This is a genomic window from Pseudoduganella namucuonensis (assembly GCF_900116645.1).
In the GTDB taxonomy this organism is placed as follows: Bacteria; Pseudomonadota; Gammaproteobacteria; order Burkholderiales; family Burkholderiaceae_D; genus Rugamonas; species Rugamonas namucuonensis.
Genome location: NZ_FPBO01000036.1, coordinates 69,508 through 90,330, shown reverse-complemented (window position 1 = coordinate 90,330; position 20,823 = coordinate 69,508). Strand labels below are relative to the sequence as shown.

The window sequence follows — 20,823 nt, the reverse complement described above, 5'->3', positions numbered from 1 at the left end:
CTATCCTCTCCGATTCAAGCATCGATTGCCGGCGGCGTGAAATACGGCGCCAGGCTGGCGGCGGCCTCCCTGGCGCGCCGCAACTCGTGTTTCGCGACCACCCGCAGGTGAACCTCGTCCGGGCCGTCGATGAAGCGCAGCGCGCGGCCCCAGCTCCACAGGAATGCCAGCGGCGTGTCGTCGGTCAGGCCCATCGCGCCGAAAACCTGCATGGCGCGGTCCAGCACCCGGGTCTGCAGGCGCGCGGCCACCACCTTGATCGCCGAGACATCGACCCGCGCCGCCTGGTTGCCGGCGCCGTCGATCAGCGCCGCCGCGCGCAGCACGAACAGGCGCGCCTGGTCGATCTCCAGCCGCGACTCGGCGATCCAGTCCTGCACGTTGGCGTAGTCCGCCAAGTGCTTGCCGAACGCGCGCCGCTCCAGCGCGCGGGCGCACATCAGGTCCAGCGCGAGTTCGCACTGGCCGATGGTGCGCATGCAATGGTGGATGCGGCCCGGTCCCAGGCGGGCCTGCGCCAGTGCGAAGCCCGCGCCCTCCTCCCCCAGCAGGTTGGCGGCGGGCACACGCACGCCCCGGAACTCCACTTCGCAGTGCCCGTCGGTCGCGTAGTGGTGCATGATCGGCACATTGCGCACGATGCGCACGCCCGGCGTGTCGAGCGGTACGATCACCATCGAGTGGCGGCGGTGCGCCGGCGCCTCGGCGCCCTGGTCGGACACGCCCATCACGATGGCGAAGCGGCAGCGCGGATGCAGCGCGCCGGTGGTGAACCATTTGCGTCCATCGATCACATAGTCCCCGCCGTCGCGGCGTATGCTGGTCCGGATGTTGGTCGCGTCGGACGACGCCACGTCCGGTTCGGTCATCGCGAAGCAGGAGCGGATCTCCCCCTCCAGCAGCGGCTTCAGCCATTGATCGTACTGCTCCGGGGTGGCGAACAAATGCAGCATCTCCATGTTGCCGGTGTCGGGCGCGTTGCAATTGAAAACCTCGGACGACCAGGGCAGGCGGCCCATGATCTCGGCCAATGGCGCATACGCCAGGTTGGCGAGGCGCGTGCCCGGCTCGTGTGGACGCAGGGCCGGCAGAAACAGGTTCCACAGGCCTTCCGCGCGGGCCAGCGACTTGAGACTGTCCAGTAGTTCGATCGGGTGGCGCCCGGCGGCGCTTTCCCTGTGCCAGGCCTGGTTGGCGGGCAGCAGATGGCGCTCGCTGAAATCACGCATGCGCGCGCGCCATTGCTCCACTTCGGGTGTGTAGTCGAAATTCATGGATTCCTTCCGGCGGACGAAGCCGCGTTGTCTTGATCACTGGCGTTGTCTATCACTTCGATCGCGCGTCGCGCGAACGCAACGCCCAGCTTGCCCACTTCCGCGCCATCCTCGGAGGCGGCCAGCCCCGCCCTCGCGCGTGCCGCGATGCCCTCGAAGATCACCGCCAGCCGGAACAAGGCGAAGGCGGTATGGAAGGCAGTGGCGCGCTCGCCATGGCCGGCTTGGCTGTAATACCGGGACAGGTATTCCTCTTCGGCCGGTATCCCCAGCGCCGTCAAGTCCGCGCCGCGCATGCCCATGTACTCCCCGGGCAGCAAGCGCCAAGCCAGGGCGCTGTAAGCGACGTCGGCCAGCGGATGGCCCAGCGTCGACAACTCCCAGTCCAGCACGCCGACCACCCGCGGTTCGGTCGGATGGAACATCAGGTTGCCGATCCGAAAATCCCCATGGCTGATCGCGCTCAGTTCGGACCCGGGCACGTGCGCGGGCAGCCATTCGAGCAGACGCGCCAGTTCCGGCACGTCGCGCGTTTTCGCGCTCTCCCATTGGCGCGACCAGCGCGCCAGTTGGCGCGTGAAATAATCACCACGCTTGCCATAGTCCGCCAGCCCCACGGCGGCCGGATCGACACGGTGCAGGGCCGCCAGCGTGTCGGCCATCGCCAGGTACATCGCGCGGCGCTCCGCCGGCGCGACGCCGGGCAGCGCGCAGTCGGCGAAGACCCGCCCCTCGATGCGCTCCATCAGATAAAACGGCGTGCCGATCACGGCCGCGTCGGCGCAGTAAAGGATGGTGTCCGGGACTGGCACCGCGCCGCCGCGCAGCGCCGACATGACGCGGTATTCGCGGTCGATCGCGTGCGCCGACGGCAGCACATTGAGCGGCTGCTTGCGCAGCACCATGCGGCGATTGTCGTAAGTGATGAAGAAGGTGGGATTGGACTGCCCGCCCGCGATGCGTTCGGCCGCCATCTGCCCGGCCAGGCCGGGCAAGGCGATGCGTAAGTGGCGGTCCAACGCCGCCACGTTCAGGCCGGGGGCCTGCTCTGTCGCTTGCATGAAGTTCTCCGGTCCAGGGATTACAGGTGTATCGCTTCGCCCATGGCGGCGGCCGCCGCTTCCATTAGCGCTTCGCTCATGGTGGGATGCGGATGCACCGCCTTCATGAGTTCGTCGGCGGTGCTTTCCAGCTTGCGTGCCATCACCGCCTCGGCGATCAGTTCGGTGACGTTGGCGCCCACCATGTGCGCCCCCAGCAATAGTCCGTGCCGCGCTTCGAACACCAGCTTGACGAAACCCTCGGGATGGCCCGCCGCCTGCGCCTTGCCCGACGCGCTGAACGGGAAGGTACCGGTTTTGACCTCGTAGCCGTCCGCGCGCGCCGCCTGTTCGGTGTAGCCCACCGAAGCGAGCTCGGGCTGGGTGTAGGTGCAACTGGGAATGTTCAGGTAGTCGAGCGGCTCGGCGTCCAGGCCGGCGATACGCTCTACGCAGATCACGCCCTCGGCGCTGGCGACATGGGCCAGCGCGGCGCCCGGTATGCAGTCGCCGATCGCGTAATAGCCGGGCACACTGGTTTGATACCACCGGTCAACCGTGATGCGGCCACCGGCCGTGGCGATGCCGACCTCCTCCAGCCCCAGTCGCTCCAGGTTGGCGGTGACGCCAGCCGCCGACAGCACGATGTCGCATTCCAGCTCGCGCGCGCCGCCGGGCGTGGCGACCCGCACGGTGCAGCCGTCGGGCCGCTTGTCGACCTGTTCAACCGTCGCCCCGGTCAACACCTCGACGCCACGCCTGGCGAAGGCGCGCTGCAGTTGAGCGGACACTTCGGGCTCCTCCAGCGGCACGATGCGCGCCTGGGTTTCGACCAGGGTCACCCGGGTACCCAGGCTGGCGTAGATGCTGGCGAACTCGGCGCCGATGGCGCCGGCGCCGACGATCACCATGCTGGCCGGCTGGCTGGTCAGCGACATCGCCTCCCGGCAGCCTATCACCCGCTGGCCGTCCCGCGGCAGCGCGGCCAGCTCGCGCGGGCGGGCTCCGACCGCGATGATTACATGGCGCGACCGCAGCGTGTCGAGCGCACCCTCGGCGGAGCGCACGTCCACCCGCCCTCCGGTGCGCAGCGTGGCGTGGCCTTGGATGACGTCGATGCCATTCTTCTTCATCAGGTAGCGCACGCCCTTGCTCATGCCGGCCGCCACGTCGCGGCTGCGCTTGACCATGGCCGCCAGGTCGGGTCGGGCCCGGCCCTCCAGCACGATGCCGTAATCGGCCGCGTGCTGCAGGTACTCGAACACCTGCGCGCTCTTGAGCAGCGCCTTGGTCGGGATGCAGCCCCAGTTCAGGCACACCCCGCCCAGTTCGGCGCGCTCGACCAAGGCCGTCCTCAGTCCCAGTTGGGACGCGCGGATGGCGGCGACATAGCCGCCCGGCCCGCTGCCGATGATGATCAGATCGTAAGTCATGGCGTTTCCATTCAGTGGGTCCATGCCGCTCACCAGTCGAACACCATGGTTTCCAGGCGGTTCTTGAAGTCGCCTAGATAGCGCACCACGGCCCCGCCGTCGAGCGGACGATGGTCGAAGGTCAACGATGGCCGCAGCACTGGACGCGCCTCGATCCGGTGACCGCCGGCGCCGTCGGGCACGGCCAGCGGCGCATGCAGCACGGCTGGGAACCCCAGCAACGCGACCTGGGGCGCGTTCAGGATTGCCTCGGCGCGCAGCACCGGGCCGATCGAGCCCGGGTTGGAAATCGTGAAGGTGCCACCCTCCAGATCCGCCGGCGTCAGCTTGCCGTCGCGCGCCAGCGCGGCGACCCGCTTGATCGCGGCGTCGAATTCGGACACGCTCAGGCGGTCGGCGTGGCGTATCACCGGCACCACCAGGCCATCCTCGGTGTCGACGGCGATGCCGAGGTGGATCTCCTGCCACACCATCAGCCCGGCCTCGGTGTAGGTCGCGTTCAGCTCGGGATGGCTCTTCAGCGCGGCGCAGGCGGCGCGCGCCAGGAAGGCCAGCACCGACACCGCCGGTGCGCCGCTGGCGGTGCGCAGCCCGTTGTAGGCCTTGCGGGCCTCCAGCACACGCGTCATGTCGACCTGCACGTCGGCCGTCAGGTGCGGCACTGTGCGCGCGGTCTCCGCCAGCCGGCGGGCGATGACCTTGCGCCGGGGCGAATGGGGCTTGAGGCGATACGGCACCTGCTCGTAGCCGCTTGCCATCCCGGTGGGCGCGGCGCCGTCGGTCGCGGCGGCCGGTGCGGCAATCGGCGTCACGGCGGCCACCCGCGCCTGGGCCGCGCGCAGCACGTCGTCCCCGGTGACCCGGCCGCTGGCCGAGGCCAGCGAGGCCGGTTCGATGCCGTGCTCCTTGCCGAGACGGCGCGCGTACGGCGAAATGCGGACGCGGGACGCTTTATCCGCGTCCGCCGGGTTCAAGGGCGCCAGCACGGAAGGATGGCCCGGCGCGCCCCCTGTGCCGGGGCTGGCCACCGGTTCGCCGCCAGCCAGCCCGAGGGCGGCGTCGACCTGCGCGGCGCTCATCGGCGCGGCCGCGAGGTAGGCGATCAGGTCTCCAACCTTCAAATCGCTGTCCGCCTCGGCTAGCTGGCGCACCAGCACCCCGCTGGCGGGCGCGTTGATTTCCATCACGGTCTTGTCGGTTTCGATCTGGCATAGCACATGCTCCGGCGAGACCGGCGCGCCCACCTCGGTGTTCCATTCCAGTATGCGTACGTTCTCAACCGATCCCATGTAGGGAATGCGGACTTCGGTGAGCAGGTTTGCTGTGTTGTCGTTCACGGTATTCTCCTTGGCGGCGAGGGGCATCAGATGGCCGCCAGTTGGCGCGCCGCCAGTTCGATGTCGGCGCAGGAAGGAATGCACATCGCCTCCAGCCGCGCCGTCTGCGGCCTTATCGTGTCCTTGCCGGCGACGCGGAACACCGGCGCCTCCAGGTCGAAGAAGGCTTCCTCCTGGATGCGCGCCGCGATCTCGGCGCCCGCGCCGGCGGTGCGCACCGCCTCGTGCACCACCATCGCCCGGTGCGTCTTGCGCACGGAGCGCATCACGGTGTCCCAGTCGAGCGGCACCAGCGTGCGCAGGTCGATCACCTCCAGGTCGATGCCTGAGGCGGCCAGCGTCTCGGCCGCGTCCAGGCAGGGCTGGACCATGGAACCGTAAGTGATGACGCTGACGCCGCGGCCGGCGCGCCGCACGGCCGCCTGGCCGAACGGGATCACCAGCTCGGGGTCGGTCGGCACCGCGCCGCGCGCGAAGGAAAGCGTGTTAATGCTGTGGAACAGCACGGGATTGGGATCGCGGATGGCGGTCTTCAGCAAGCCCTTGGCGTCGGCCGGGGTGGACGGGATCACCACTTTCAGGCCCGGGAAATGCATGCCGAGCACCTCCAGGCTGCTGGAGTGTTCCGGCCCCGCGCCGCCCATCGAGCCGAACGGCATGATGACCACCGCCGACAGCGCGAATTTGCCGCCGTGCATATAGCGCCATTTCGCCAGTTTCTGGTAGATCTCGTCGCCCGCGATCAGCGCGAAATCGCCGAAGCCCATGTTGACGATGGGCTTCATGCCGGCGATCGCCGCGCCGGCGGTGCAGCCGGCCATGAACGCCTCGTTGATCGTGGTGTTGCGCACCCGCTCGGTGCCGAATTCGTCGGACAGGCCGCGCTCGGCGGCGAACTGGCCGCCGCCGGCCGCCATTTGCCCCATCATGAACACGGAATCGTCGCGCCGCATTTCTTCCGCGATCGCGTGCCCGATGGCCGAGCTGTAGGTCATGATCCTGGTGTCGGCGGGGTTGGTGACGGTGCTCATGCGTAGATATCCTTCCAGATGATCGATGGGTCGGCCTCGGGGGCGGCCAGGGCCGCCTGGTAGGCAAGGTGGATGGTCCGCTCGGCCTCGGCCGCCAGCCGCCCGGCGACATCGGCCGGCAGGCGCGCGCGCAGCAGTTCAAGGGGATCGCGGTAGCCGGCGATGTCGGCGTCGTCCGGAGCGCGGTACTGCTGGGGGTCGCCCTCCCAGTGCCCGCGGCGGCGCACCACCTTGGCCTCGATCAGGGTCGGCCCCAAGCCCGCGCGCGCCCGTTCGACCGCCCGCTCCGTGACGCGGTAGACCGCGTCGGCGTCCTGGCCGTCGACAATCACCCCCGGGATGCCGTAGCCGGCCGCGTAGTCGGCGATGTTTTCGGTCGGGCTGATCTCGGACAGGCGCATCGACACGACCAGACCGTTGTTTTCGCAGAAGTAGATCAGCGGCAGTTTCCAGGCCGCCGCCTGCACCATGGTTTCATGGAAGGTGCCGCGCGCGGCGGTGCCGTCGCCGAAGTTGGCGATGGCGACCTGGCCCGTGCCGCGCAGCCTGGCCGCCAGCGCGGCGCCCGCGGCCACATGGAACACGCTGCCCAGTGTGGCGCCCTCGCCCATCACGCCGATGGCGGGATCGGACCAGTGCGGCACGCCGGCGCCCTTGCCGCCGGTGGAACCGCTGACCTTGCCCAGCAGGTCGCCCAGGATGCCGTCCGCCGCCATGCCCTTGCCCAGCGCCCAGGCCGAGCCCCGGCCCTGGTAGAAGACGTAGTCGTCGGTGCGCAGGGCGGCGGTGGCGCCGATCGGCGCGGCCTCCTGGCCCTCGCCCGGATGCCACCAGCCATCGAAGCGGTGTTCCTTGGTGTGGGTGGCCATCACAATGTCGATATTGCGCGCCAGCGCCATGCGGAAATACATCGATTCCAGCAACGGCGTCGGCAAAGGCTTCGGCGCTTGCGCCTGCACATGCGGCGCGCCCTTGCGGGTCCGCGCCGACAGCGTGGTTGTATTCATCGTCTCGCTCCAATTTTCTGTTTTTATCGCGCCGTGCGCCACGGCAGGCATTGCCGCGGAGTCGCGCAACGTGAATTCATCTTAGTTTGATCAAGTGATCAAGTCAAATGATTTAATCCAATGATTCAAACTATCGCGCGCCAGCCGTGTAAAATGCGGACTGCAATCAATGAGAAAAAAGGGCGGGCATGGCGCGGGAAATCAATTCGGTCGAGGGCGAAGCCACACGGGCGCTGCTGATGGACACGGCGGAGCGGCTGTTCGCCGTCAACGGCGTCAACAGCACTTCCATCCGCTCGATCAACGACGCGGCGGGCCAGGGGGCGGCCTCGGTGCACTATCACTTCGGGTCGAAAGGGGCATTGCTGGAGGCGATACTGATGCGGCGTGGCGGCGCCATGATGGCGGCCATCACCGAGCGGGCCGACCTGCTGCTTGCCCGCACCGCACCGCCCAGCGTGCGCGAACTGGTCACCACGCTGTTCGAGCCGCACGCGAACCTGATCCGCGACGATCCGGTCGGCGGCGGCTATTGGGAGCAGATCATCAGTCAGCTCAGCCTGAGCGAGGATCCCTTGCTGAACCAGCTGTCGGCGCAGGTGACGCACAAGCTCGACGCACTGCTGGAGCGGACCTGCCCGGGCGTCGAACCGGGCTTGCGCAAGCAGCGCTGGCAGATCGCGGTGCTGACGCTGATCAACCTGCTGGGCATACACGGCAGCCGCAGCAGCGCGGCGACGCCGGACGCGTCGCCGTCCGGCTTCATGGCCGATGTGGAGGAATTCGTGATCGCCGGCCTGGAAGGCGCCATGCGCGCCGCCCGGGCCTGACGTCAAGGCCGCGGCGCGGCCGCTTGGCGGACGCCGCGCGCCAGCACCCAGGCCGCGCCCAGCGCCAGCGCCGCCGCGATCACCAGGAAGGCCTGGTGGATACCCAGGCCGGTGCGCAGCGGAGTCACCACCAGCGGGTTGACGAAATCGCCCAGGAACACGGCCGAATACATGAAACCGGCCGCGCGGCCCCGCACCGCCGGCGCCGCGCGTTCCAGCAGCAGATTGGCCAGGTAGGGGCCGATGCAACCGCCGCCGGCGCCCGCGAGCACGCCGCCGGCCATGGTCCAGCCTATCGAGTGGGTGGCGCCGATCACGCCATAGCCGGCCGCCATCAGCGCCAGGCAGCCGAAGAAGGTCCAGCGCCCGCCCAGCCGCGCGTGCAGCGCGCCGAACGAGGCCGAACCGGCGATGGTCGCCACCGAGCCGGACGCCATCACCCATGACATCACTTGCGGACTGGTGACGCCGTCGACCGCGAGCAGGAAGGAGAGCTGGACGGCGCTCATGAACACGGCCAGGTAGACCACCACGATCAGCAGGTACACCGGCCACAGCGACAGGATGGAACCGCCGGCCGCCTCCATCGCCGCGGCCGGCGCCTTGCGCGCCGTCCCCGAGGGCAGCGCGCAAGCGGCGGCCAGCAGGATCAGCACGCCAAAGGCGTACATCCCGAACGGGGCGCGCCAGCCGTGGGATTCGCCGATGGCGCCCGCCATCAGCAGGGACAACAGGCCGAAGGCGGCGCCGCCGGCGTTCTGGTAGCCCAGGATGCGGCCCCGCGTCTCGCTGTCGAAATAATCGCCGATCAGCGCCAGTGTCGAGGTTGCCACGCCGGCGGCGCACAGTCCCAGCACCAGGCGCGAGGCCAGCAACACTGTCGCATCGGTGAGCAGATAGCCTGCACAGCCGGCCGCGCTGTAGAGCGCGAGCGCGGCGAACAGCGTGCGCCTGCGGCCCCAGCGCTCCACCAGCCAGCCGGTGACGGGACCGCCGATGATGATGCCGACGCTGGGCATGGTCATCACCAGTTGCGCCACCAGTGCGCCGTCGCGGCCCTGGCTGAAATAGCCGGCCAGGCCGGGCAGCACCGGGCCGAGGGCGGTAAACAGCAGCGCCATGCAGGGTGCGCTGGACACCAGCACCGCCATCAGCAGCCAGCGGCGCCAGCCGGAGCCGGCCGATGGCCGGGCGCTGACCTCCGCCGCCGGCACGGCCAGTTTCACGGTCGATTTATTCATGGGATGTTTTCCTCGCTGTTCAGGCGGCATTGGGGTGCAGCAGAACCTTGATGGCCTGGCCCCCGCCCTGGGTTTCAAAGGCCTGGCCCACCTGCTCCAGCGGGTAGCGATGGGAAATCAGCGCGCGGCGGTCCACCTTGCCCGACGCCATCAGTTCCAGCGCCTGCGCCAGCTCGCCCGCCGCGTAGCCGTTCGATCCCAGTATGGCGATCTGTTTCTGTATGACCGGCATGAAATCGATGTCGAGCTTGTCCTCGTAGGCGCCGAAGCAGATCACCCTGCCCCCGGAAGGCCGCAGCATGTACAGCGCCAGTTGCAGCGGCGCGGGGCCTTTCATGTGCTTCAGGTAGCCGGCGCAGTCGATCACCACGGCGACGTCGGGGGAGTCCGGTGAGCCGTAGCCCGAGCGCGTGCCGCAAATGGCGGCAACCGCGGCCAAGGCGTCGCCGTCGGCGGGGTTCACCGCGTGGCTGGCCCCGGCCGCCAGCGCCATGGCGAGGCGGGACGCCGAGACATCGATCGCGATCACGTGGCCGGCCCCGATCCCGAGCGCCCTGAGCGCCTGCAACACGCCCAGGCCGATGATGCCCACCCCGAACACCACAACGTTCTCGCCCGGCTGGATGGCCGCCAGCCGCAGCATCTGCAACCCGTCGGCCAGCGGCTCGGTGGTGGCTGCCTCGTCGAACGACACGCCGTCCGGCATGCGCACCAGCTGGAACGGGTTGACCGGCACGGGCACGTACTGCGCCATGCCACCCATGCCCACGCCGACGACGCGCTCGCCCACCCGGTAGTCGCCGGCCTCCGAGCCGACGGCGGTGACAACGCCGGCGAACTCATGTCCGGGAATCTCCTCGCCGGCGCCGGTGCGGCGCACCAATAGCTCGCGGTGCGCGCCGGTGCGGTACATATGCATGTCGCTGCCGCAAATACCGCAGGCCTCGACCCGTACCACCACCTCGCCCGGCCCCGCCCGCGGCTGCTCGACGCTATCGCTCGGCGCGATGCGCCCCGGCGCATGGAACACTGCTGCCTTCATATTCCTCTTCTCCACTCTAAATATGGCCCAGCACGGCATTAGCATACCGAGAAACGGCGGCGCCGCCCAGCACCGCCGTGGGGGCAAGCGGGTCAGAAGCTGACCGCGAAGTCCACGCCGAAGGTGCGCGGCGCCTGGAAGATGCCGGACACGGTGTCACCCCCCAGCGAGTACATATAGGAGGACTTGTTCTGGTCCAGCAGATTGCGGCCCCAGAACGACAGCTTGCCGGTGCCGCTGGCCACGCTGATGTTGGAGAACGACAGGCGCGCGTTGAGCTGCTTGGCCGCCGGTATCACCGCGCGCGCGTCGAGCGCCGCGTTCAGGTTGCCGGTGCAGATGTTCCTCGCCGCGTCCATGCCCGCCGGGCAGGACAGGCGGTTGCTTTCGGCCATATAGGTGCCGTCCACGCGCAAGGTCGGCAGCACTTCGTTGAAAATGCGCGCGAACTTGTACTCGGCGCCGAAGGAGGCGGTCTGCTTCGGCTGGAAGGTGCGGTACTGGCCGCTGTTGCTGACGCTGCTGATACCGAGCGAGCCGTTCAGCGTGAGCGCGTCGGACGGCTTGTACATCAGTTCCAGCTCCAGGCCGGTGGTCTTGGCGGTGCCGTCGTTGGTCATGCTGTAGCCGGCCCCGCTGAAACCCTCGAACTGCAGATTCTTGCGGCGCATCTCGAACACCGCCAGGTTGCTGCGCAGGCGGTTGTCCAGCATGGTCGACTTGATACCGGCCTCGAGCGAGGTGACGGTTTCGGGCAGGAAGCTGATGCCCATCAGGATGCCGCCGGACACGTAGCCGGTCGAGTACTTGGCGTAGGCGCTGGTGTCCTTGCCGAACTTGAAGGTGGCCGAGACGTCGTAGTCGGTGTGGCTGCCCTCGTAGACGAAATCCTGATTGAGGAAGCCCGGCAGGATCACCGTGCTGCCGAACGCCAGGCGGCCCGCGTTGTCCACATGTTCACTGCGCTTGTCGCGCGTGTGGCGCAAGCCGCCGCTGAGCACCCAGGCGCCACCGAACTCCCACGACGCGTGGGCATAGGCCGCCGACGACTTGTTGACGGCGCTGTCCTTCTGCCCCACCAGGTAATCGGTGTCGGGGTTGATGGTGTACGCCACGCCGGGCTTGATGCCGGGGAAGCCCAGCGCGGCCAGCATGACCGGATTGTCGTTGCTGGCCGATTCATCGAAGTAGAACAGGCCGGCGATCCAGTCCAGCGGACCGCTCTTGCCCAGCAGTTGCAGCTCGTGCGAACTCTGGTGCTGGCGCTCCTTGCGCAGCGCCAGCATGGGCGCGCCGAACGTGGTGCCGTCGGTCCACAGACCGGCCCCGAACACGGCGTTCATGCCGTAATCGATGTGGTACTCGCGGTAGGCGCCGATGTACTTGGCCGAGATCTGGTCGTTGATGGCGTAGTTGGCTTTGAACGCGTGGCCCTGCACCTCCATGCCGGCCGGGCTTTCGAAGGTGGCGGGCAGGCTGCGCATGTAGCCGAAGCCGACCGGCACCGACACAGCCGCGAAGCCGGTGCTGACGCCAGCGTCCAGGTTCAGGATCTGGCGGTAGTCGATGGTCTGGGTGCTGCGGCTGTAGTCGAACTTGTAGTCCAGCACCAGCTTGTCGACGCCCTTGTATTGCAGCGACAACAGGGCCGCGTCGGCGTCGTTGGCCGGCGCGTTGCGGCTGGTGGTGAAGTCGCCCCAGCCGGCGACCTTGAAGGTCTGGATGGGCGCCGTGTTGGTCACATAGCCGTCGCTCTCGCGGTGGGACACGGTCAGCCTGGCGGCCAGGCCAGCCACGGACGGGAAGTCGATGCCCACCTTCTGGTGACGGCCCTTGTATTTGCTGAAGCCGACTTCGGCGTTGATGCCGGTGACGCCGGTCGGATCGGCGGTGATCAGGTTGATCGCCCCGCCGGTCGAATTGCGGCCGAACAGCGTGCCCTGCGGTCCGCGCATCACCTCGATCTGCGCCAGGTCGGCGATCTCGAAGGCCGACGCGGCCACGCGGCCGAGGTAGACGCCGTCGACATAGGCGCCGATGCCGGAGTCGACCTGCACGTTCAGCGAGCCGTTGGCGATGCCGCGCACATGGAACTCCGGCGCCAGCGCGCCGCCCTGCTGCGAGACCTGCACGTTGGGCACGTTCTGGCCGACGTCGGTGATGGTCTCGATCTTCATGTTCTCGATTTCCTTGGCCGAGATCGCGGTGATCGCGGTCGGCACATCCTGCATGCGCTCCTTCTTGCGGCGCGCCGTCACCACCACGGTCTCGATACCGCCGGCCTTGGCCGCCGGCTGTTCCGCCGCCGGCGCGGCCAGCGCTGGCGCCTCGGCGGCGACCACCTCCTGCGCCTGGGCCTGGGCGGATGCGCAGGCCAGCAGGCCCGGGGCGCTGAACGCCAGCAGGATGCTGCGGCTTAAAATACGTCGTTGAAATGCGTGCATGGTTGTCTCCATTTGGTTTTAGTGTAATACGCGGTAAGACATCGACTCGGTCTCTGCTACTTTTTGTTCTGAAGCCAGTGTCTTCCTCAACCACGTTTTTCGGCATCGTCCAAATGGATTAACGGCACATCGCATCGCGCCTTCCGCCACACTTCAATGAAAATAATAGCGGCTGATGGTATCGACCACGCAGCCCGGCCGGGTGTTACCCTCGATTTCGATGGTCATGCGGATGGTCGCCTGCACACCGCCGTCGACCGGTTCCGCCTTCGTCAACTCGCCGCGTCCCCGGATGCGCGAGCCGACCGGCACCGGCGCCGGGAAGCGAACGCGCTCGCAGCCATAGTTCACCCCCATGCGCAGGTTCTCGATGTGGACGATCCGGGGCATGAAATAGCTGGCCAACGCCAGGGTCAGATAGCCGTGCGCGATGCAGGCGCCGAATGGCCCTTCGCGCGCGCGTTCGGGATCGACGTGTATCCATTGCTGGTCGCCGACCGCGTCGGCGAACAGTTGGATGCGCTCCTGGGTCACGGTCAGCCAGTCGCTCTCCCCCAGCTGCTGGCCGACGGCGGCGGCGATCTGTTCGACCGATTCAAACGTGATGGGCATAAGTGCTCCTGATATGGTTGAACGTCATGCGCGCTGGCTGCTGGCGGAGATCACCTCGCCCACCATGTAGGAGGCATAATCGCTGGCCAGGAACACCATGATGTTGGCCATTTCCCACACCTCGGCCGGACGGCCGAACGCCTCTTGCGCGGCCAGCCTGGCCAGCAAGTCCTCCGACGCGGTCTTCTTCAGGTAGGCGTGCATCGCGATGCTGGGCGCCAGCGCGTTGATGCGCACGCCGTACTCGGCCGCCTCCAGCGCGCTGCAACGCGTCAGCGCCATCACCCCGGCCTTGGCCGCGGCGTAGTGGGCCTGTTCCTTCTGCGCGCGCCAACCCAGCACAGAGGCGTTGTTGATGATGGCGCCGCGCCCGCGCGCCTGCATCGCCGGCAGCATCGCGCGCGTCATGCGGAAGGTGCCGGTCAGCGAGACGTCGATCACGCGCAGCCACTCGTCGTCGCTCATTTCGGTCACGCGCTTCTGGCCGCCAAGGCCGGCATTGTTGAACAACACGTCGGTGCCACCCAGGCGCTCCTCGGCCGCGTTCACCAACGCCCGCACCTGGTCCTCCTGGGTGACGTCGCACAGCTGGCCATACACTTCCCGCAGGCCGGTGTCCTGGCGCAGGCGCGCGACGGCCTCCTCCAGCCGGCGCGGATGCACGTCGGAGATCATCAGCGCGCGGCAGCCCTCCTCCGCGCAACGCTGGGCGGCCGAATAGCCGATGCCGCCACCGGCGGCGGCCGTGACCAGCACCGATTTGCCCTTCAACAGGGCGTGGCCGGGAACGTATTCCGGGATCGAGATACTCATGGTGCCGCCTTTTCTTGTGTTTGCGGGCGCGCTTCCCTGGGCATGCCCAGCGCGCGCTCGGCGATGATGTTGAGCTGGATTTCATTGGTGCCGGCGACGATGGTGTCGGAGCGGCTGAACAGGAACACCTGCTGCAAGCGGGTGCGGGAGAAATCGTCGATCAGGATGTCGCCATCGGCGCCCATCGCGTCCATCGCCAGTTTGCCCAGGTCCCGGTGCCAGTTGGACCAGTAGTACTTGATGATGTAGGCCTCGCGCGACAGGCTGCCGTCGTCGCCGCCCGACAGCGTGCGCAGGGTGTTGTAGTGCATCACCTTCAAGCCCATCCAGGCCTGGCCGATGCGCGCCCGGATGGCCGGATCGCGGTCGCTGCCGCTTTCACGCGCGGCCTTGCAGATCAACGCCAGTTGGTGTTCGAAGTGGGTCTGCATGCCGATCCAGGACAGGCCGCGCTCGAAACCCAGCAGCGCCATGGCCACCTTCCAGCCCTGCCCCGGCGCGCCGACCACGTTCTGCGCGCCAGTGCGTGCGCCGTCGAAGAACACCTCGTTGAATTCACAGCTGCCGGTGATCTGGCGGATCGGCCGCACCTCCACGCCCGGCTGCGCCAGCGGCACCAGCAGGAAGATCAAGCCGGCGTGGCCGCGCGATCCCGGCTCGCAGCGGGCCACCACGAAGATCCATTGCGACTCGTGCGCCAGCGAGGTCCAGACCTTCTGGCCATCGATGATCCATTCGCCGCTGGCCGGATCCCGCCGCGCGCGGGTCTGCACGTTGGCGAGGTCGGACCCCGCGCCGGGCTCCGAGTAGCCCTGGCACCAGTACTCGGTGCCGGCCACGATGCCGGGCAGGAAACGCCGCTTCTGCTCCTCGCTGCCGTATGCGATCAAGGTCGGACCGAGCAGGGTTTCGCCCAGGTGCCCCATGTGGCCAGGACCGCCCGCGCGCGCATACTCCTCGTGGAAGATGATCTGGCGCGCCACCGACAGGCCGCGTCCACCGTATTGTTCCGGCCAGCCGACGCAGTTCCAGCCGTCGCGCGCCAGCAGTTGCGCCCACTCCTTGCGCAATTCCGGGTAGGCGTCCTCGTCGCCCGCGCCGCCCCGGTGGCGCAGGCAGGCGAACTTGCCGGTCAGGTGGGTCGCCATCCACTGCGCCACCTCGGCGCGGAACGCTTGATCCGGGGACGAAACGTCAATATGGGGTTCGTTATGCATGCTGCTCCTCCATGTTGCGGGCGCCATGATCGGCGCCGTGGTCAAGCAAGGCGGCGGCCGCGCGTTCGCGCATGCCGTCGATGCTGCCCAGCCATTGGCTGCCGGCCTGGGCCCGTTTGAAGTACAACTGCGGGTCGTACTCCCAGGTGAAACCGACGCCGCCATGCAGCTGGATCGCCTCCTGCGCGCAGAAATAGAACGCCTCGGAGGCGAACGCCTTGACGCAGGCCGCCTCCAGCAGCAAGGCGCCGGTGTCGGCCCCCGCGCTGGCCACCCGGGCCGCGCCATACACGGCGGAACGGGCGGCCTCGATGCGCACCATCATTTCGGCGCAGCGGTGCTTGACCGCCTGGAATGAATTGACCGTGCGGCCGAACTGGACCCGCTCGGCCGTGTACGTCAGCGTCAGGTCGAGGCATTGCTGGGCCCCGCCCAGCTGTTCGGCGGCCAGCGCGATGGCCGCCAGCGCGGCCGCGCGCGCCAGCCCGACCGCCACGGCCGGGCCGCGCGCCAGCAGGGCGTCGGCGGGCACCGCGGCCCCTTCCACGCGTATTTCAGCCACCCGGCGGGTGCGATCGATATTGGCGTGCTCGCGCCGCCGCACGCCGGCCGTGTCCCCGTCCAGCGCGAACAGCGCCAGTTCGCCATCTAGCCAAGCCGGAACCAGCAACAATTGCGCGTGAGCGCCGTCCGGCACGTGACGGAACGCGCCGTCCAGCACAAAGCCGCCATCGCGCGCCGTGGCGCGGCAGCTGAGCGCCTCCGGCTTCCACTCCACGCCGCGATCGGCCAGCGCCAGCGTGGCGGTCAAGCCGCCGTCCGCGATGGCCGGCAGGTAGCGCGCCTGTCCCGCCTCGCCACCGGCCTCCAGCAGGGCGCTGGCGGCCAGGCAGACGGTGGCCAGATAGGGCGAGCACAACAACCGCTGCCCCATGCGCTCCATCAGCAGGGTCAGCTCGATCCAGGACAGTCCCAGGCCACCGTGGCGCTCGGGGATGGCTGTTGCGCACCAGCCCAGTTCGGCGCCGATGCGCCGCCACAGCGCCGGGTCGTAGCCGAGCTCCGATTCCATCGCCCGCCGCACCGCCTCCGAGCTGCAGTTCTCGGCCAGGAAGGCCTCGGCCGATTCGCGGATCATCTGCTGGTCCGCGTCCAATGCGAAGTCCGCCAGCGTCTTCATGTGCCGTATACCTTCTGCGGCGCCACGCCCTGCTCGATCAGGCCATCGACGACTTGGCCCAGTTCGGCGGGCTGCCAGCGCCCGCCCTTGTCCACGCCCGGCATGGTGCGCCAGCCGTCGGCCAGCGACAGCTTGCCGCCCGATGCCTCGAACACGCGGCCGCTGACGTGGCCCGATTGCGCGCTGCCCAGCCAGACCACCAGCGGCGCCACATTGGCCGGGTCCCAGAAATCGAAGCTGCCGTCCTCCGGCTTTTTCACCATGTCCGGCATGGCGCTCTCCGTCATCGCGGTGCGGGCGGCCGGCGCGATGGCGTTGGCCGTGACGCCGTAGCGCGCCAATTCGGCGGCCTGCACCAGCGTCAGCGCGCAGATGCCCGCCTTCGCCGTGGCGTAATTGGCCTGGCCCACCGAGCCTTGCAGCCCGGCGCCGGAGCTGGTGTTGATGATGCGCGCCCGCGGCGCGGCGCCCGCCTTGGACTGTTCGCGCCAGCGCCTGGCCAGCAGGTTGGCCAGGACGAAGTGGCCGCGCAGGTGCACCGCCATCACCTCGTCCCATTCCTGTTCGCTCATGTTGACGAACAGGCGGTCGCGCAGGTTGCCGGCGTTGTTGACCAGCACATGCACGTCGCCGAAGCGCGCCACGGCCGCGTCGACAATGCGCTGCGCGGTGACCGCGCGGGTGATGTCGTCGGCATTGGCCAGCGCCTGGCCGCCCTGGCCGGCGATCTCGGCCACCACCGCCTCGGCGGCCTCGGCCCGGATGTCGTTCACCACCACGTTGGCGCCCTCGGCGGCGAAGGCCAGCGCGTAGGCGCGCCCCAGGCCGCCGCCGGCGCCGGTGATGATGACGGTGCGTTGTTCACAGATTCCCATATTGCTATCCTCTCGTCGGTGTTACAGTCGTTCGATGATGGTGACGTTGGCCTGGCCGCCGCCCTCGCACATGGTCTGCAGGCCGTAGCGGCCACCGGTGCGTTCCAGCTCGTGCAGCAGGGTCGTCATCAGGCGCGCGCCGGAGGCGCCCAGCGGGTGGCCCAGTGCGATCGCGCCGCCGTTGACGTTGGTGCGCGCGTGCGGGTAGTCCAGCTCCTTGAGCCAGGCCATGGCCACCGAGGCGAACGCCTCGTTGATCTCCACCAGGTCGATGTCGTTCAGGCTCATGCCGGCCTTTTTCAGCGCGGCGCGGGTGGCCGGGATCGGCGCCGTCAGGTGCCAGATCGGATCGTCGGCCAGCACGCTCATATGGTGGATGCGGGCGCGCGGCGTCAGACCGTAGCGCTTGAGCGCCGCCTCGGACACGATCAGCAGCGCGGCCGCGCTGTCGCTGGTCTGGCTCGACACGGCCGCCGTAATGGCCGGATAGGCAGGCATCACCGGCTCCAGCGTGGCCATCTTTTCAAGCGAGCTCTGGCGTGGCGTCTCGTCCCGCGCGAACCCGCCGATCGGCACGATCTCGCGCTCGAAGCGGCCCTCGGCGACCGCGCGCAGCGCGCGCTCGTGGCTCTCAAGGGAAAAACGCTCCATCGCCTCGCGCGACAGTCCCCATTTGTCGGCGATGATCTGGGCCGCGTAGAACTGGTTCACCGGCTGGTCGCCGAAGCGCGCCCTCCATCCGGCGCTGCCGGAAAACGGGTCGGTATAGCCCAGCGGCTCGGCCGCCGTCATCGCGTAGGCGATCGGCACGCAGCTCATGTTCTGCACGCCGCCGGCGATCACCACGTCCTGGGTGCCGCTCATGACGGCCTGCGCGGCGAAATGCAGCGCCTGCTGCGACGAGCCGCAGGCGCGGTCGATCACCGTGCCGGGCACGTGCATCGGCAGGCCGGCCGCCAGCCACGAGGTGCGGCTGATCACGCCCGCATTGGGGCCGACCGCGTCGACGCAGCCGAAGATGACGTCGTCGTACTCCCCCGCCGGCACACCGTTGCGTTCGACCAGCGCCTTGAGCACGTGCGCGCCCAGGTCCGCCGGGTGGGTCGCCGCCAGCGCGCCGCGGCGGCGCCCGGTCGGGGTGCGCAGCGCGTCTACAATATAAGCTTCAGCCATGTTTGTTCCTTGGTTGTTCAGTCATTCGTTGGAGAGGGGTCGAAGGTGGCGCCGGGCCCCAGCGGGGTCTTCCCGCCCAGCACCAGTTCCGCCACGCGCTGCTTGTGGAAGCCGCGGTCGCCCCAGCTGGGATCGAGCACCCAGGCGCGCTTCATAAACATCTGCAAATCCATTTCCCAGGTGTAGCCCATCGCCCCGTGCACCTGGATCGCCTTGCGCGCGGCCAGCCAGGCCGCCTCGCCGGCGGCCAGCTTGGCGTGCGAAACGAAGGCGTCGCTCAGCGGATGCGCGTGGGCCAAGGCGTGCGCGGCCCGGAAGGCGACCGGGCGGGCGAATTCGGCCTTCACGGCGACGTCGGCCAGATGGTGCTTGACCGCCTGGAAGGAGCCGATCGGCTTGCCGAACTGCTTGCGCTGCGCGCTGTAGTCGATCGCCAGGTCCAGCATGCGCTGGGTCAGTCCCAGCATCTGGGCGGCGGCCGCCAACGCGCCGCGGTTCAGGGCCTGCGCCCACAGCGCCGTCCCGCTGGCGGCGTCCGCGACGCGGGTCGCGGCCGACGGCTCCCACTCGACGCGGTAAAGGCGCCGGGCGGGATCGATGCTGGGGTTGAGCGTCAGCCGCACCGCCGCCGCCGGCACCGCGTGCACCTCGCCGGCGTGCGGCAGCAGCAGCATGTCGGCCACGTGCGCGTCGGCCACCAGCGGCTCGACCGGGTGGCCGACCGCGATGCGCACGCTGCCGTCGACCACGCCGGGCAGCCAAGCCGCGCGCGCCGGCGCGTCTTCCGGCAAGGCGTTCAGCAGGCCGACGGCGACATAGGCGGTGGCCAGCAGCGAGTCCGGCACGGCGTAATAGCCGAGGTCCTGCGCCAGCAGCACCCAGTCGACGTCGCCGCAGCCCAAGCCGCCGTACTGCTCCGGCACCGACAGGCCGGTCAGCCCCTGCTCGGCGAACTTGGACCACATGGCCGGGCAGCGGCCGCTGTCGGTTTCCCACAATTCGCGCGCCAGTTCCGGCGTGGTCTCGTTCATCAGGTAATTGCACATCGCCTGCCGGAATTCGCGCTGGTCTGGTGTGAAAGTGAAGTCCATGGCTGTCCTCAGGAGCGTGGCATGCCGAGCATGCGCTCGGCGATGATGTTGCGCTGCACCTCGTTGGTGCCAGCGTAGATGGGGCCCGCCTGGGCGAACAGGAACCCGTCCAGCCAGGCGCCGACGCCGGCCGCCTCCGGCGCGTGCGGCAGCAATTCGGCGCGCGCGCCCAGGATGTGCATCGCGGTCTCGTGCATGTTCTGGTCCAGTTCGGACCAGAAGATCTTGTTGGTGCTCGACTCCGGGCCGATCTTCCTGCCCTTCTTCAGCAGGCCGGCGGTGCGGTAGGTGGCCAGCGTGTAGGCCTCGGCGTCCATCCAGGCGCGCAGCACCGCGTCGCGCAGCGCCGGGTCGCGGTCGGCCGTGGCGCGGTTGCGCTGGTAGAGTTCGACCAGCGCCTGGGCCGTGGCCTGGAAGCGCGCCGGCGAGCGCAGCATCAGGCCGCGCTCGAAGCCGGCGGTCGCCATCGCCACGTTCCAGCCATCGCCCTCCTCGCTGATGCGGTGATCGACCGGCACCCGCACGTCGTCGAAAAAGATCTCGGCGAAGCCGGGCAGGCCGTTGAGCTGGCGGATCGGCTTGACGGTCACGCCGGCCGCATCCAGCGGCACCAGCAGGAAGGTCAAGCCGTGGTGGCGCTGCGACGCGGCGTCGCTGCGGAACAGGCCGAAGGTCCAGTCGGCCCAGGCGGCGCGCGTCGACCATGTCTTCTGGCCGTTGATGACGTAGTGCTCGCCCTCGCGCCGGGCGGTGCAGCGGATCGCCGCCATGTCCGATCCCGCGTTCGGCTCGGACCAGCCCTGCGCCCAGATGTCGTCGCCGCTGGCGATGCGCGGCAGGAAGCGCCGCTTCTGCTCGGGCGTTCCGTATTCCATCAGGGTCGGCCCCAGCAGGAAGACACCGTTCTGGTTCACGCGCAGCGGCGCGCCGGCGCGCCAGTACTCCTCCTCGAAGATCAGCCACTCGATCAGGTCGCATCCGCGCCCGCCCAGCTCGACCGGCCAGGTCACCATGCTCCAGCGGCCCGAATACAGCGCGCGCTCCCATGCGCGGTGCTGCTTGAAGCCCTCCGGCGTGTCGAAACTGGCCAGCGGCCGGGAAGGCGCATTGGCGGCCAGCCAGGTGCGGATTTCCGCGCGGAAGGCTTGCTGCCGCGCCGTGTATTGCAGATCCATGGGCTCCT

The 20,823-nt window shown here is 68.8% G+C and carries 18 protein-coding genes; 1 reads left to right on the top strand and 17 read right to left on the bottom strand.

Going from position 1 to position 20,823, the window contains the following annotated elements:
- Window positions 1–14: 14 nt before the first annotated feature.
- Genes BM436_RS28750 through BM436_RS28725 form a run of 6 tightly spaced genes read right to left on the bottom strand, consistent with a single transcriptional unit; the run spans window position 15 to window position 7,122 of the window.
- Entirely contained in the window at window positions 15–1,274 is a 1,260-nt protein-coding gene (locus BM436_RS28750; protein ID WP_093559248.1) for an acyl-CoA dehydrogenase family protein, read from the bottom strand.
- Window positions 1,271–2,335, bottom strand: a complete 1,065-nt coding sequence (locus BM436_RS28745; protein WP_093559246.1) for a phosphotransferase family protein — start codon at window positions 2,333–2,335, stop codon at window positions 1,271–1,273. Before BM436_RS28745 ends, BM436_RS28750 begins: the two co-directional genes overlap by 4 nt.
- A 20-nt stretch (window positions 2,336–2,355) precedes the next feature.
- Window positions 2,356–3,747: a dihydrolipoyl dehydrogenase gene (gene lpdA / locus BM436_RS28740; RefSeq protein WP_093559244.1), complete on the bottom strand. Its 1,392-nt coding sequence runs from the start codon at window positions 3,745–3,747 to the stop codon at window positions 2,356–2,358.
- Between the two features lie 29 nt (window positions 3,748–3,776).
- Window positions 3,777–5,084, bottom strand: coding sequence for a dihydrolipoamide acetyltransferase family protein (locus BM436_RS28735; protein WP_177307578.1), 1,308 nt, complete (start codon window positions 5,082–5,084; stop codon window positions 3,777–3,779).
- A 26-nt stretch (window positions 5,085–5,110) separates the two neighbouring features.
- Window positions 5,111–6,115 carry an alpha-ketoacid dehydrogenase subunit beta gene (locus BM436_RS28730; RefSeq protein ID WP_093559240.1) on the bottom strand — a complete coding sequence of 335 codons (1,005 nt, stop codon included), beginning with the start codon at window positions 6,113–6,115 and terminating at the stop codon, window positions 5,111–5,113.
- Window positions 6,112–7,122, bottom strand: coding sequence for a thiamine pyrophosphate-dependent dehydrogenase E1 component subunit alpha (locus BM436_RS28725; RefSeq protein ID WP_093559238.1), 1,011 nt, complete (start codon window positions 7,120–7,122; stop codon window positions 6,112–6,114). The genes BM436_RS28730 and BM436_RS28725 overlap by 4 nt, the downstream gene beginning before the upstream one ends.
- Before the next feature lie 188 nt (window positions 7,123–7,310).
- On the opposite strand from BM436_RS28725, the gene BM436_RS28720 reads away from it, so the two are divergent.
- Window positions 7,311–7,952 (top strand): TetR/AcrR family transcriptional regulator, encoded by a 642-nt coding sequence (locus BM436_RS28720; RefSeq protein ID WP_093559236.1) that lies wholly within the window; start codon window positions 7,311–7,313, stop codon window positions 7,950–7,952.
- A 2-nt stretch (window positions 7,953–7,954) separates the two neighbouring features.
- On the opposite strand, the gene BM436_RS28715 is transcribed toward BM436_RS28720, so the two are convergent.
- The 11 genes from BM436_RS28715 to BM436_RS28665 form a co-directional block, all read right to left on the bottom strand.
- Window positions 7,955–9,193: an MFS transporter gene (locus tag BM436_RS28715; RefSeq protein WP_177307576.1), complete on the bottom strand. Its 1,239-nt coding sequence runs from the start codon at window positions 9,191–9,193 to the stop codon at window positions 7,955–7,957.
- A 19-nt stretch (window positions 9,194–9,212) separates the two neighbouring features.
- On the bottom strand, window positions 9,213–10,235 hold the full coding sequence (locus BM436_RS28710; protein ID WP_093559232.1) for a zinc-dependent alcohol dehydrogenase: 1,023 nt from the start codon (window positions 10,233–10,235) through the stop codon (window positions 9,213–9,215).
- Window positions 10,236–10,327: 92 nt separating this feature from the next.
- Window positions 10,328–12,679, bottom strand: a complete 2,352-nt coding sequence (locus BM436_RS28705) for a TonB-dependent receptor (protein WP_143133341.1) — start codon at window positions 12,677–12,679, stop codon at window positions 10,328–10,330.
- 153 nt (window positions 12,680–12,832) lie between these two features.
- Complete coding sequence (locus BM436_RS28700; protein ID WP_093559228.1) at window positions 12,833–13,291, bottom strand: MaoC family dehydratase; 459 nt, start codon at window positions 13,289–13,291, stop codon at window positions 12,833–12,835.
- Between the two features lie 24 nt (window positions 13,292–13,315).
- Window positions 13,316–14,104 (bottom strand): SDR family oxidoreductase, encoded by a 789-nt coding sequence (locus BM436_RS28695; RefSeq protein WP_093559226.1) that lies wholly within the window; start codon window positions 14,102–14,104, stop codon window positions 13,316–13,318.
- Entirely contained in the window at window positions 14,101–15,321 is a 1,221-nt protein-coding gene (locus BM436_RS28690) for an acyl-CoA dehydrogenase family protein (protein ID WP_093559224.1), read from the bottom strand. The genes BM436_RS28695 and BM436_RS28690 overlap by 4 nt, the downstream gene beginning before the upstream one ends.
- On the bottom strand, window positions 15,314–16,501 hold the full coding sequence (locus tag BM436_RS28685) for an acyl-CoA dehydrogenase family protein (RefSeq protein ID WP_093559222.1): 1,188 nt from the start codon (window positions 16,499–16,501) through the stop codon (window positions 15,314–15,316). Before BM436_RS28685 ends, BM436_RS28690 begins: the two co-directional genes overlap by 8 nt.
- The gene (locus BM436_RS28680) at window positions 16,498–17,376 is read right to left on the bottom strand and encodes an SDR family oxidoreductase (protein WP_093559220.1); all 879 of its coding nucleotides are present in this window, start codon (window positions 17,374–17,376) and stop codon (window positions 16,498–16,500) included. Before BM436_RS28680 ends, BM436_RS28685 begins: the two co-directional genes overlap by 4 nt.
- Before the next feature lie 21 nt (window positions 17,377–17,397).
- Window positions 17,398–18,549 (bottom strand): acetyl-CoA C-acetyltransferase, encoded by a 1,152-nt coding sequence (locus BM436_RS28675; RefSeq protein WP_093559218.1) that lies wholly within the window; start codon window positions 18,547–18,549, stop codon window positions 17,398–17,400.
- A 17-nt stretch (window positions 18,550–18,566) separates the two neighbouring features.
- Window positions 18,567–19,640: an acyl-CoA dehydrogenase family protein gene (locus BM436_RS28670; RefSeq protein ID WP_093559217.1), complete on the bottom strand. Its 1,074-nt coding sequence runs from the start codon at window positions 19,638–19,640 to the stop codon at window positions 18,567–18,569.
- A gap of 8 nt (window positions 19,641–19,648) precedes the next feature.
- Window positions 19,649–20,815: an acyl-CoA dehydrogenase gene (locus BM436_RS28665; protein WP_093559215.1), complete on the bottom strand. Its 1,167-nt coding sequence runs from the start codon at window positions 20,813–20,815 to the stop codon at window positions 19,649–19,651.
- Between the last annotated feature and the right edge of the window lie 8 nt (window positions 20,816–20,823).